A 12387-nucleotide genomic window follows, 5' to 3' on the forward strand; every position below is an offset into this window, starting at 1 on the left:
GTGGCAAAGGAGCCTAAAAGCGCATTGTTTTCGGGGAAAAGCGACTTTTTGTGATCGGTTTTGGCGCGGCTTGAATATAATCAAGTCTTTGCCGTACTGAAATCATTTCCGCGATCACCGCTTGCATGCGTTTTTTTAAGAGAGTCAAGAAAAAAGATGGCTGGCTGGCCATCGCCGTCCAGAAGGATGGGATGGCGGCCACCAGCATCAAGCGCGTCGCCGACGGGATGCCGATGGTGCGCTTCGCCCACTTCCTGCCGGGCCAGCCAGGCGCCGCCCTGCTGGAAAAGGCCGCGCGCGAAGCGAACGCCGGCGCCTACCGCTGCGCGACCCTGCTAGCGGCGGGCGATTACCAGTTGATCAACCTCGAGGCGCCGAACGTGCCGCGCGAGGAGATGAAGACCGCGGTGCGCTGGCGCCTGAAGGACATCCTGGATTTCCCGGTCACCGAAGCGACCGTCGACGTGCTCGACATTCCAGTCGACGCCACCGTCCAGATGCGCGCCCAGCAGTCGGTGTTCGTGGTGGCCGCGCGCAACAGCGTCATCCAGCCGCGCCAGCAACTGTTCCTCGATGCGAAGGTCGGGCTCAGCGTCATCGATATTCCTGAAATGGCCCAACGGAACATCTCGGCCCTGGTCGCCCCCGAGAGCCGCGGCGTGGCCATGCTCTCGTTCGGCCAGGAAGGCGGCCTGCTGACCGTCACCTACCGCGGCGAGCTGTACCTCTCGCGCCGCATCGACCTTCCCCTCGACCAGCTGCTCGACCCGGACCACGAGCGCAGGCATGCCAGCTTCGACCGCATCACCCTGGAACTCCAGCGCTCGCTCGACAACTTCGAACGCCAGTATTCCTTCATCAGCATCGCCAAGCTGGTCCTCGGTCCGTCGCCCGTGAGCGGCCTGGACGACTACCTGTCGAGCAACCTGTATACGCCGGTCGAAACCCTCGACCTGGGCGCGCTGTTCGACCTGAGCCGCGTACCGGGACTGCTCGACGCGGCCATGCAGCAGCGCTTCTTCATCGCGCTCGGCGCCGCCCTGCGCGAGGAGGAGGAGGCATGAGCCAGCAGATCAACCTGTTCAACCCGCTGTTCCAGCCGCAAAAAAAAGTCCTGTCCGCGGGGACCATGGCATTGTCGCTAGCCGTGCTGGTGGGCGGCCTGGCCGCGCTGGCCAGCTACGGCAAGGTGCAGACCGCGCACCTGGAGGCCGAAGCCAGGGCCGGCGCGGCGCGCCTGGAGCAGAAGCAGGCGCGGCTTGCCGGCGTCAATGCGGAGTTCGCGCCGCGCCAGAAGGACCTGGGGCTTGACGCCGAGATCGCCGAGGCGCAAGCCCAGCAGGCGGCGCTGCGCAACATCGCGCGCGTGATCGAGCGCGGCGAGCTGGGCGATACCAGCGGCTACGCGGGCTACTTCAAGGCCCTGGCGCGCCAGAGCGCGCCCGGCCTGTGGCTGACCGGCGTGTCCGTGTCCGGCGCCGGCAAGGACATCGGCATCCGCGGCCGCACCACCGACCCGGCCACGGTACCCGGCTACCTGCGCCGCCTGACCCAGGAGCCCCTGATGCAGGGTAAGTCCTTTGCCAGCCTGTCGATCAGCCAGGCCGCGGCGCCGGCCGGGAGCGGCAGCGGCGCGCAGGCGAGCGCCCCGTACGTCGAATTCAGCCTGCAGTCCGTGCCCGAGGAGGCGCGCAAATGAAGGGGCGCATCCTGGCCCTGGCGGCGCGCGTCGACGCGCTCACCCTGCGCGAGCGCGGCCTGCTGTTCGCCGCTGCCGCCGCGGTGATCGTGTTCGTCGGCCACAGCATGGTGCTGGGCCCGATCTACCGCGAGCAGGACCTGCTGCGCGAGCAGATCAGCCAGCAGCGCAACAACCTGATGGGACTGGACGGCGAGATCACCGCCAAGGTCCAGGCCTACCAGGTCGACCCGGACGCGCCGGCGCGCCAGAAACTGGAAGCCATCAGGCAGGAAACAGCCGCCCTGGGCGAGGCGCTGCTGGCGATGGAGCACGGCCTGGTCCCGCCCGAACAGATGGCCCCGCTCATCGACACCATCCTGCGCGCGAACGCGCGCCTGAAGCTGGTGTCGATGCGCACGCTGCCGGTCGAGGCCCTGAGCTCGCCGGGCACGCCGCCGGCGCCTGTCGCCGCGGCTGTCACCCCTGCCGGGCCGCTGCGGGAAGACGCGGCCGGCGCGGCGCGGCTGGTCGATGCGGCGCAGGAAGGCACGGCCGGCGCGCTCAAGGCCGGCACCGGGCTGCTGTACCGCCACGGCGTCGAAGTGACGGTGCGCGGGAATTATCTCGACATGGTCGATTACATGAGCGCGCTCGAGTCGATGCCGACCCGGCTGTTCTGGGGCCGGGCCCAGCTCGAGGTGGAGGAGTATCCGGCCTCCCGGTTGACGCTGACGCTGCATACCCTGAGTCTGGACCGGAAATGGATGAAGCTGTGAAAACCCTGAATTTGCCCTTGAGATTGCCCCTGACCTTGCCCCTGACCTTGCCCCTGACAATGCTGGCCGGCCCGCTGTTTGCGGTCATGCTGGCCGGCCTCCTGGCAACCCTTCCGGCCCGGGCCCAGGCCCTGGCGGACCCGACCCGTCCACCGGCCGCGCTCGACGCCAGCCGCGCCGAGGGCGCCGCCGACGGCCTGCCGCGGCTGCAGTCGGTCCTGGTCTCGCCGCGCGCCGGCGGGCGCCACATCGCCGTGATCGACGGCGAAACCGTGCGCCTGGGCGGGAGCTTCCGTGGTGCGCGGGTTGCACGCATGACCGAGACCGAAGTCGAGCTGGTGCGCGGACGCGAACGCCAGGTGCTGCGCCTGGACGCGCAGGCGGCCACCGTTGCCGGCATGACGCGCGCGGCCCAATGACGAATCGCCTGATGCCCCTGACCATGATGAACAAGCTCTCCCTGATGTCGGGCGCCGTTGCCGGCGCGCTCCTGCTGTCCGGTTGCCAGACCGCGCCGCAGCACGAAACCTACGACGCGATCGGCAAGGAGATGGCCAAGGCCCAGGCCAGGCCGGTGGCCGCCCCGGCGGTGGACGAGGCGGTCGCCAACGCCTTGCTGCCCTCGGCCAGCGCGCTCGCCACCCAGCTGCCGAAGGCGCGGCCCGCGCTCGAGGAACGCTTCAACGTCTCCTTCAACAACGTGCCCGCGCAGCAGTTCTTCCGCTCGATCGTGGCCGGCACCCGCTACAACATGCTGGTCCATCCCGACGTCTCGGGCAGCATCAGCGCCAACCTGAAGGACGTGACCATCGCCGAGACGCTCGAGGCGATCCGCGAGATGTACGGCTACGACTACAAGATCGACGGCACCCGCATCACGATCCGCCCGCTCACCATCCAGACCCGCATGTTTCAGGTGAACTACCTGACCGCCAAGCGGCGCGGCATGTCGAACGTGCGCGTGAGCTCGACCTCGGTGGCCGACGCCGGCAACAACCTCAACCGCAACGGCACCAGCCTGGCCAGCGGCCAGAACACCGGGAACAACGACCGCGGCCTGGACCCGAACGGCAGCGGCAACGTGCAACTGGACAGCACCGACATCCGGACCACCTCCGAGAACGACTTCTGGGGCGAGCTGAGGGCCGCGCTGGAAGCCATCGTCGGCTCGAAGGAGGGCGGCCGCAGCGTCGTGATCAGCCCGCAGTCGGGCGTGCTGGTGATCCGCGCCATGCCGGACGAACTGCGCAGCGTCGACGCCTACCTCAAGGCGACCCAGCTGGCGGTGGACCGCCAGGTGATCCTGGAAGCGAAGATCCTCGAGGTGGAGCTGAACGACAGCTTCCAGAGCGGCATCAACTGGGCCTCGTTCGCCTCGATCAGGAGCTCGCACCCGAACCGGGTCTCGGGCGGCATGATCGCCCCGGGCGCCAATTTGGCGCCGCTGCCCTGGCAGGGCGGCCAGCCGGCCCCGATCGACAACGGGAGCGGCTTGAGCGCGAGCACCGGCTTCTCGCTGTCCAACGCGGCGACGGCGGCCGGCTCGCTGTTCGGTTTCGCGTTCCAGACCAATAACTTCGCGGCCCTGATTTCCTTCCTGGAGTCGCAGGGCCAGGTGCACGTGCTCTCCAGCCCGCGCGTGGCGGCGATGAACAACCAGAAGGCCGTGCTCAAGATCGGCACCGACGAGTTCTTCGTCACCGGCGTGACCAACACCATCAACACCAACGACAGCGGCAGCACCGTCACCCCGAGCGTGACCCTGCAGCCGTTCTTCTCGGGCGTGGTGCTGGATGTCACGCCGCAGATCGACGACAAGGGCAACATCCTGCTGCACGTGCATCCATCGGTGAGCCAGGTCTCCACCATCAACAAGAACGTCGATCTCGGTTCGGCGGGCACCCTGACCCTGCCGCTGGCGGCATCCGCGACCTCGGAACTGGACAGCATCGTGCGCGGCCAGAGCGGGCAGGTGGTCGCGATCGGCGGCCTGATGCGCCAGGTCTCGTCGGGCGACGTCGACCAATTGCCGGGGGCGGACCGGGTGCCGGTGCTGGGCGCGCTGCTGCGCAACAAGAAGCGCGTCAGCCAGAAGCGCGAGCTGGTGGTCTTGATCAAGCCGACCATCGTCGAAGGCGCCAACGACTGGAGCCAGGACCTGCTCGACGCCGGCCGGCGCATCGAGCAGCTCGACCCGCGGGGGCGCAGGTAATGTACGCAGCCCACTTCGGCCTGCGCGAGCTGCCGTTCGGGATCACGCCGGACACCAGCTTCTTCTTCGGCAGCGCCCGCTCGCAGGAAGCGTTGAACACGCTGCTGGTGGCCGCGCGCAGCGGCGAGGGCTTCATCAAGATCACCGGCGAAGTCGGCACCGGCAAAACCCTGTTGTGCCGCAAGTTCATGTCCACGCTGGGCGAGGGCTTCGTCACGGCCTACATCCCGAATCCCTACCTGGAGCCGCGCACCCTGATGCTGGCGCTGGCCGACGAGCTGGAAATCGCGCTGGACCGGGATGTCGACCAGCACCGGCTGCTCAAGGCGATCAACCTGCGCCTGCTGGAGCTGGCCGGCCAGGGCCTGCGCGTCGTGCTGTGCCTGGACGAGGCCCAGGCCATCCCCGTGGAGAGCCTGGAGGCGCTGCGCCTGCTGACCAACCTGGAAACCGAGAAGCGCAAGCTGCTGCAGATCGTGCTGTTCGGCCAGCCGGAACTGAACCGCAAGCTGGAACTGGAATCGATCCGCCAGCTGGCCCAGCGCATCACTTTCCACTACCACCTGGGCGCGCTCAGCCGCGACGACCTGGATTACTACGTAGCGCACCGCCTGCGCGTGGCAGGCTTCACCGGCGCGCGCCTGTTCACGCGGGCAGCCATCCGCGGCCTGTACAAGGCCAGCGGCGGCGTGCCGCGCCTGGTCAACATCATGGCGCACAAGGCCATGATGCTCAGCTACGGCCAGGGCAGGCACGAGGTCGCGGGCAGCCATGTGGCCACCGCGGCGCTCGATACCATCGGCGCGCAGCGCAGGATCCGGACCTGGCTCGCAGGCGGCGCCGCGGCGGCATCGATGGCCGCCGGGCTGGCATGGGTGTTCGCACGATGAGCCTCATCAACCGGATGCTGCAGGACCTGGACGCCCGCGCCGGCCAGCCGGGCGCGGACCCGCTACCGTCCGACATCAGGCCGGTGCCGCCGCCCGAGCGCAGCCTGCCGTCGCGGCGCGTGGCCGTGGTCGCCGGCGCGGTCGCGACGGTCGCGCTGCTGGGCGCCGCCGGCTGGCACCTGCTCGGCAAGGCCCCGGCCGGGGTGGCGGCTTCCGTGCCGGCAGGTGGGGCGGCCATCGCCTCGCCAGTCGTCCCGGCCGCCGTGCAGCCGGCGCCCTCGATACCCGCACCGGTCGTGGCGATCGAGATCCCGGTGCCGCCACGCGAGGATATAGCCCAGGTTGCGGCGCTTCCCTCAGCTGCAATGCAGGAGGGCCCGCTGTTCGAAGCCGAGGCCGTAGCCGCACCGAAGCCTGCGGCGAAACAGGCGGCAAGGGCCGACCGGCCTGGCGCGCCGACGGCGTCCCGTGCGCCGGCAGCGCCGCGCGCCGAACGCGCGCCTGCTCCCGCGAAGGCGTTTCCCGTGAAGGAAGGCCGGGTGGAAACCCCGGCGCAGCGCGCCGAGAATGCGTATCGCCGCGCCCTGGCCAGCCTGGAAGACGGCCGCGTCACCGAGGCCATGGCCACCCTGCAGGCGGCCCTGAAGTCCGACCCGCGCCACGAGGCCTCGCGCCAAACCCTGGTGTCGCTGCTGATGGAGGCGAAGCGTCCGGAGGAAGCGATACGCCAGCTCGGCGCCGCGCTGGCGCTCGACCCGCGTCAGCCGGCAATGGCGATGCTGCTGGCGCGCCTGCAGCTCGAGCGCGGCAGCCCGGGGATCGATACGCTGCTGCGCACCTTGCCGTACGCGGCCGGGAACGGGGAGTACCACGCCTTCCTGGCCGGGGCGCTGCAGCACGAGGGGCGCCACCGCGAGGCGGTCGAACATTACCAGGCGGCGCTGCGGACGGCGCCGCAGAACGGGGTGTGGTGGATGGGCCTGGGCATTTCGCTGCAGGCCGAGAAGCGCGGCCCGGAAGCGGCCGGCGCGCTGCAGAAGGCGCTGGACAGCGGGACGTTGTCGCCGGAACTGCAGGGCTTCGTCGAGCGCAAGCTCAAGCAACTGGTGCGTTGAAAGTACGCGGGCTGCCCGCGCCGGGTTATCGCACGCTCGATCCGAGAGCGTGGGCGGGAGGACCCGCCCGCGCCACGGGTCACAGGCGCTGCAGGCTCTCCAGTGCCGCCAGCAGCGTCTCATCCTTCTTCGCAAAGCAGAAGCGCACGATGCCCGACTCGGTCGGCCGGCTGTAGAAGGCCGATACCGGGATCGCCGCCACCTTCGCCTCGCGCGTCAGCCACTTCGCGAACTCCGCCTCCGGCAGGTCCGAGATGGCGCTGTAGCGCACGCACTGGAAGTAGGTTCCGTCCGCCGGCAGCAGCTCGAAGCGCGAGCCGGCCAGGCCGGCGCGGAACAGGTCGCGCTTCTTTTGGTAGAAGGCGGGAAGCTCCAGGTATGGCGCCGGGTCGGCCATGTAGCCGGCAATCCCGTGCTGCATCGGTGTGTTCACGGTGAACACGTTGTACTGGTGGACCTTGCGGAATTCCACGCTCATGGCGGCGGGGGCCGCCACGTAGCCGACTTTCCAGCCGGTGACGTGGTAGGTCTTGCCGAAGCTCGAGACCACGAAGGCGCGCTCGGCCAGCACCGGGTGTCGCGCCACCGAGGCATGCTGCTCGCCGTCGAACACCATGTGCTCGTAGACCTCGTCCGACAAGATCAGGATATCGGTGCCGGCGACGATGGCGGCGAGCTGCTCCAGGTCGGCGGCGCGCAGGATGCTGCCGGTCGGGTTGTGCGGCGAATTCACGATGATCATGCGCGTGCGCGGCGTGACGGCGGCGCCCACCCGGTTCCATGGCACGCTGTAGCCGCGCTCGCCGACGTGCATCGCTACCGGTACCGGCACGCCGCCGGCCAGTGCGATCGCGGGCAGGTAGCAATCGTAAGCCGGCTCGATGACGATCACCTCGTCGCCCGGATGCACGCTGCAGAGGATGGCCGACTGGATCGCCTGCGACGCGCCGCTGGTAACCGTGATCTCGGCCGCCGCGTCATAGCGGCGGCCGTACAGCGCCGCGATCTTGGCGGCGATCGCCTCGCGCAGGGCCGGCACGCCGGTCATGGGCGGGTACTGGTTGTGGCCTGCGCGCATGGCCTCGTCCACCAGGCCGACCAGCCTGGGGTCGCAGCCGAAGTCGGGGAAGCCCTGGCCCAGGTTGACGGCGCCGTGTTCGACGGCCAACTGGGACATCTGGGTGAAGACGGTGGTGCCGACGTGGGGCAGGCGGGTGCGCAATTCGGGAGTGGTCATGATGGTACGAAGTAAAACGGTGTGGTCATTCTAGCGCGGCGGCGGCGCGGGCCTTGAGCCAGGCCTCGGGCAACATGATCTTGAACAGGCCTTCGCGCATGCAGCGCCGGTTCAGCTTGAGCAGGGCCTTGTCCTTGGTGACGAGGACGGCGGCGCCGGCGTCGCGGGCAATCTCGAGGAACTTCTGGTCGTCGCGGTCGGTGCACACCGGCAGGCGCACGTGCCGGGCATCGGGCGCCACCACCTGGAGCAGGGCATCGAAACGCGCCTGCGCTTCCAGGCGGCCGGCCTCGTCGAGCGGCAGGTGCGGGTAGCGCAGCACCGCTAGGTATTCGTCCCGGCAATCGGCGCGGGTCACCGCCACGGTCTCGCCGGATTCCAGCGCCGCCACCAGTTCGGCCCAGCGCGGGTCGCGGAACACGAACAGGTCGAGGCAGACATTGGTGTCGATGACGATGGGATTGTTTGAAACGGGTATCATGTAGGAAATTTTTCTAGTAAAGCTGTTGCAACCGATGCTGATTGTCCTCTCGCCCGCCAAATCCCTCGACCTCGAATCCCCCAGCACCACCAGCCACCACAGCACACCGGAGTTCATCGGCCATGCCGCCGAGCTGATCGCCGTGCTGCGCCAATATTCTCCCGGCCAGATCGCCGAGCTGATGGACCTTTCGGACGCACTGTCGGTGCTCAACGTCTCGCGCTATGCCCACTGGAGCGAAGACCATCTTGAGGCGCGCCAGGCCCTCATGTCCTTCAACGGCGACGTCTATGCCGGCCTGGATGCGCGTTCGCTCGACCCGCAGGCGCTCGACTACGCGCAGCGCCACGTGCGCATCCTGTCGGGCCTATATGGCCTGCTGCGTCCGCTCGACCGTATGCACCCGTACCGCCTGGAGATGGGCACGCGCCTGGCCAATCCGCGCGGCAGCAACCTGTATGCGTTCTGGGACAGGACGATCACCGATGCGCTGAACCGCCAGCTCGACGAGACCGGAGCGTCGGCACTGGTGAACCTGGCGTCGGAAGAATACTTCAAGTCGGTCAAGCCGAAGCTCCTGGCCGCGCCGGTGATCACGCCGGTGTTCGAGGACTGGAAGGGCGGCAAGTACAAGATCATCTCGTTCTTCGCCAAGCGCGCCCGCGGCCTGATGGCACGCTACGCGGCACAGCATGGACTCACGGATCCGGAGCAGCTCAAGGCATTCGACGTCGACGGCTATGCCTTCGACCCCGCCGTATCGGGAGAGCGCAACTGGGTGTTCCGTCGCCGCCAGGAGGCCTGAGCGCTTCCTGCGCCGGCGCAGCACGCTGCGCCGGCAGGCGGGCTTCTTACTGGATGGCGTCTTTCGGCGCCGGCTTCGGACCGCTCTTCGACCAGAAGCGCCACCATGGGGCGTCGCCCGCGGCGTTCGGGTTCAGGAAGCGGCTGTTCGGGTAGTTCAGCGTGAACACGCGCTGGGTATCGTCGCGCAGCACCGGCATGCCGAGCTTGTCGTAGGAACGCATCATGATGAACAGCGCTTCCTCGCGCGCCGGCGCGTCGCTGTATTCCTGCACTGCGGCCTGGGCGCGGTTCAGCGCGGCCAGGTAGGCGCCGCGGCGGTAGTAGTAGTTCGCCACGTGGACTTCGTACTGCGCCATGGCGTTGATCAGGTAGCTCATGCGCTGGATCGAGTCCGGCGCGTACTTACTGTTCGGGAACTTATCGACCAGCACCTTGAAGGCGGCGAAGGCTTCACGCGTGGCTCTCGGGTCGCGTTCGGTCGGGTCCTGTTCGTAGATGAAGCTCAGGAAGCCCAGTTGGTCGTTGAAGTTGATCAGGCCGCGCAGGTAGTACATGTAGTCGACCTGCGGATGGTTCGGGTGCAGCTTGATGAAGCGCTCGACGGCGGCCAGCGCCTCGGCCTGGTCCTGGGCCTTGTAATGGGCGTACGCAATTTCCATCTGCGCCTGCGCGGCATAGGTGCCGAACGGGTAGTTCGATTCCAGGCGCTGGAACAGCCGGATGGCCGCTTCGTAGTGGCCGCCGGCCATCTCGTCGCGCGCCTCAGCGTATAATTTCTCCGCTGACCAATTTTTGGTTTCGTCGGACCGTTCCGGCAGGATGCTGCAGGCAGACAAACCGACGAGGGCGCAAGCGGCGACCAACACAGACAATTTTTTTTGCATAGCTCTTTGCAAGAAAGTTTTACCTAGATTCAACGAACGGCTGATTATAGCCGATGGGACTCACGTGATATTAACTCCTGCGCCGAATTCGGCGGAAATGCCCTTTGACCCTGACCTGGATGCGAACCTCGACGATGATCTCGAGGCCGGGCTCGAACTCGCCGCGCCCGGCGCCGACACGTCGCCGATCACCCTGCACCTGACGCCCGATGCCTGCGGCCAGCGCCTCGACAAGGTGGTCGCGGGCCTGGTGCCCCAGTTCTCGCGCGCCAGGCTGCAGCTGTGGTTCGAGGAAGGCTTCGTCAAGGTCGACGGCAAGGCGGCGCGCGGCAAGGATACCGCCTACGGCGACGAGACCGTGGTCATCGAACCGCAGGCCGCGCCGGAAGACACGGCCTTCACGCCGGAGGCAATCGCCCTCGACATCGTGTACGAGGACGAGGACATCCTCGTCATCAACAAACCGGCCGGGCTGGTGGTGCACCCGGGCGCCGGCAACTGGTCCGGCACGCTGCTCAACGGCCTGCTGCACCATTGCCCTCAGCTGGTGGGCGTGCCGCGCGCCGGTATCGTGCACCGCCTCGACAAGGACACCAGCGGCCTGATGGTGGTCGGCAAGACCCTGGCCGCGCAGACCGACCTGGTGCGCCAGTTGCAGGCGCGCAGCGTCAAGCGCGAATACTTCGCACTGGTGTGGGGCACGCCGCACCTGTCCGGCACGATCGACGCGCCGATGGGCCGCCACCCGAAGGACCGGGTCAAGATGGCGGTATCGCCGAGCCCCTTTGCCAAGCCGGCCATCACGCACTACAAGCGAATCGCCACCGGCAACCTCGACCGCCGTCCGGTGTCGCTGGTGCGCTGCAGCCTCGAAACCGGCCGCACCCACCAGATCCGCGTGCACATGCAGCACCTGGGCTTCGCCCTGGTGGGCGATTCGGTCTACGGCAAGCAGCACCTGGTGCCGGTATTCCACCGCCAGGCGCTGCAGGCGCGCCGCCTCGGCCTGGTGCATCCGGGCAGCGGCGAGCAGCTCGAATGGACCGTGCCGCTGGCCGCCGACTTCGCGGAGCTCATCGCCAGGGCCGGCATCGCCGAGCCGCTGCTGGACAACGACAGCGACGACGTCGAGGCATGATGGAGCGCAGTGCCCTGGTGTGGCCGGACTGGCCCGACCTGCCGGCGCGCGTCGGCGCGCTGTCGACCACCCGTGACGGCGGCGTCAGCCAGGGCGCGTACGGCGACGGCAAGGGCGGCGGGGGCCTCAACCTCGGCCTGCATTGCGGCGACGATCCACAGGCCGTGCGCGCCAACCGGGAACGCCTGCAGGCTTTCCTCCCGGGCCAGCCGGCGTGGATCGCGCAGGTGCACGGCGCCGAGGTGGTCGATGCGGCGATGGTCGGCCCGTACCAGCCGGTGCGCACGGGCGATGCCAGCTTCGCCACGCGCGCCGGCGTGGTATGCGCGATCATGACGGCCGACTGCCTGCCCGTACTCTTCGCCGACCTCGACGGCAAGGTGGTGGGTGCGGCCCACGCCGGCTGGCGCGGCCTGGCCGGCGGCGTGCTCGGCGCGACCGTGCGGGCGATGCGGGACGCCGGCGCCGGCGAGATCACGGCCTGGATGGGGCCGGCCATCGGCCCGGACGCGTTCGAAGTCGGCACGGACGTGCGCGACGCCTTCCTGGCCGCGATGCCGGACCAGGCGACCCTGGCCGCCTTTCGCCCGCTTCTTGACCAACCGGTAAAATTCTTGGCCGACATGCCGGCTCTGGCGCGCCTGATGCTGGCGCGCGACGGCGTCACCCGGGTGCACGGTGGCGACCTGTGCACGCTGGCTGCGCCGCAACGCTTCTATTCGTACCGGCGCGACCGGGTCACCGGCCGGCAAGCTAGTCTGATCTGGATCAAGTGACGGTGGTGGTGCTGGGCGAGAATGTTCAGCCTCCGGTGCCGCCGCCGCTGCCAGCACTCCCATCGGGTCCGCGGTGGCCGCCCTTGGCGGGGACCGGGACAGCGGCAGGAACAGCGACAGCAACAGCGGCTGCGCCTGCTTCAGGATCCGTTCCCGGCGCCGCTCCCGTGCCGACTGCCGCGTTGCGTGCCTGCGCCGCGCGCCGCGCACGCCGCCGTTTTGACCCTGTGAGATAAAAAACAATGGATAATGGCAGGGCGCAATAGAACAGGAAGGTCATGAGCCCATGGACGATGCTCGGTTCGGTCGCCGCCATCAGGGCGACGACATAAATCCAGGCTACGGCGACAATCCACATGCGTTTTCTCCCTGAACGACGATTTACCAAGC

The 12387-nt window shown here is 68.3% G+C and carries 14 protein-coding genes; 10 read left to right on the top strand and 4 right to left on the bottom strand.

What is annotated here, in order from left to right; translation table 11 throughout:
* Nucleotides 1-125: 125 nt before the first annotated feature.
* From pilM to ACFFJK_RS07490, 7 genes are read left to right on the top strand one after another with little or no spacing between them, the layout of a single operon-like run.
* Nucleotides 126-1064 carry a type IV pilus biogenesis protein PilM gene (gene pilM / locus ACFFJK_RS07460; RefSeq protein ID WP_379678550.1) on the top strand — a complete coding sequence of 313 codons (939 nt, stop codon included), beginning with the start codon at nucleotides 126-128 and terminating at the stop codon, nucleotides 1062-1064.
* On the top strand, nucleotides 1061-1699 hold the full coding sequence (locus ACFFJK_RS07465; RefSeq protein ID WP_379678551.1) for a PilN domain-containing protein: 639 nt from the start codon (nucleotides 1061-1063) through the stop codon (nucleotides 1697-1699). The genes pilM and ACFFJK_RS07465 overlap by 4 nt, the downstream gene beginning before the upstream one ends.
* Nucleotides 1696-2457, top strand: coding sequence for a hypothetical protein (locus tag ACFFJK_RS07470; RefSeq protein ID WP_379678552.1), 762 nt, complete (start codon nucleotides 1696-1698; stop codon nucleotides 2455-2457). Before ACFFJK_RS07465 ends, ACFFJK_RS07470 begins: the two co-directional genes overlap by 4 nt.
* Nucleotides 2454-2876, top strand: a complete 423-nt coding sequence (locus tag ACFFJK_RS07475) for a hypothetical protein (protein WP_379678553.1) — start codon at nucleotides 2454-2456, stop codon at nucleotides 2874-2876. Before ACFFJK_RS07470 ends, ACFFJK_RS07475 begins: the two co-directional genes overlap by 4 nt.
* Nucleotides 2873-4669, top strand: a complete 1797-nt coding sequence (gene mshL, locus ACFFJK_RS07480) for a pilus (MSHA type) biogenesis protein MshL (RefSeq protein WP_446686050.1) — start codon at nucleotides 2873-2875, stop codon at nucleotides 4667-4669. The genes ACFFJK_RS07475 and mshL overlap by 4 nt, the downstream gene beginning before the upstream one ends.
* A complete protein-coding gene (locus tag ACFFJK_RS07485) occupies nucleotides 4669-5559 on the top strand; it encodes an ExeA family protein (RefSeq protein WP_379678554.1) in 891 nt (296 codons plus the stop codon). The genes mshL and ACFFJK_RS07485 overlap by 1 nt, the downstream gene beginning before the upstream one ends.
* A complete protein-coding gene (locus tag ACFFJK_RS07490) occupies nucleotides 5541-6674 on the top strand; it encodes a tetratricopeptide repeat protein (RefSeq protein ID WP_379678555.1) in 1134 nt (377 codons plus the stop codon). Before ACFFJK_RS07485 ends, ACFFJK_RS07490 begins: the two co-directional genes overlap by 19 nt.
* A 79-nt stretch (nucleotides 6675-6753) precedes the next feature.
* Here ACFFJK_RS07490 and ACFFJK_RS07495 read toward each other — a convergent pair whose 3' ends face one another.
* Both ACFFJK_RS07495 and ACFFJK_RS07500 read right to left on the bottom strand, forming a co-directional pair.
* Nucleotides 6754-7911 carry a pyridoxal phosphate-dependent aminotransferase gene (locus ACFFJK_RS07495; protein WP_379678557.1) on the bottom strand — a complete coding sequence of 386 codons (1158 nt, stop codon included), beginning with the start codon at nucleotides 7909-7911 and terminating at the stop codon, nucleotides 6754-6756.
* Between the two features lie 25 nt (nucleotides 7912-7936).
* Nucleotides 7937-8392: a putative toxin-antitoxin system toxin component, PIN family gene (locus tag ACFFJK_RS07500; RefSeq protein ID WP_379678559.1), complete on the bottom strand. Its 456-nt coding sequence runs from the start codon at nucleotides 8390-8392 to the stop codon at nucleotides 7937-7939.
* A gap of 34 nt (nucleotides 8393-8426) precedes the next feature.
* Here ACFFJK_RS07500 and yaaA point away from each other — a divergent pair, with 34 nt between their 5' ends.
* Nucleotides 8427-9197 carry a peroxide stress protein YaaA gene (gene yaaA / locus ACFFJK_RS07505; protein WP_379678560.1) on the top strand — a complete coding sequence of 257 codons (771 nt, stop codon included), beginning with the start codon at nucleotides 8427-8429 and terminating at the stop codon, nucleotides 9195-9197.
* A gap of 46 nt (nucleotides 9198-9243) precedes the next feature.
* On the opposite strand, the gene ACFFJK_RS07510 is transcribed toward yaaA, so the two are convergent.
* Nucleotides 9244-10083, bottom strand: coding sequence for an outer membrane protein assembly factor BamD (locus tag ACFFJK_RS07510; RefSeq protein WP_379678561.1), 840 nt, complete (start codon nucleotides 10081-10083; stop codon nucleotides 9244-9246).
* 97 nt (nucleotides 10084-10180) lie between these two features.
* Between ACFFJK_RS07510 and ACFFJK_RS07515 the strand changes: the two genes are divergently transcribed.
* Together ACFFJK_RS07515 and pgeF are read left to right on the top strand one after the other, a co-directional pair.
* Nucleotides 10181-11221, top strand: a complete 1041-nt coding sequence (locus ACFFJK_RS07515; RefSeq protein ID WP_379678562.1) for an RluA family pseudouridine synthase — start codon at nucleotides 10181-10183, stop codon at nucleotides 11219-11221.
* Nucleotides 11221-11997 (top strand): peptidoglycan editing factor PgeF, encoded by a 777-nt coding sequence (gene pgeF / locus ACFFJK_RS07520; protein WP_379678992.1) that lies wholly within the window; start codon nucleotides 11221-11223, stop codon nucleotides 11995-11997. The genes ACFFJK_RS07515 and pgeF overlap by 1 nt, the downstream gene beginning before the upstream one ends.
* A gap of 25 nt (nucleotides 11998-12022) precedes the next feature.
* On the opposite strand, the gene ACFFJK_RS07525 is transcribed toward pgeF, so the two are convergent.
* Nucleotides 12023-12355, bottom strand: coding sequence for a hypothetical protein (locus ACFFJK_RS07525; RefSeq protein WP_379678563.1), 333 nt, complete (start codon nucleotides 12353-12355; stop codon nucleotides 12023-12025).
* Nucleotides 12356-12387: the final 32 nt, after the last annotated feature.

Source organism: Massilia consociata (assembly GCF_042432755.1).
In the GTDB taxonomy this organism is placed as follows: Bacteria; Pseudomonadota; Gammaproteobacteria; order Burkholderiales; family Burkholderiaceae_D; genus Telluria; species Telluria consociata.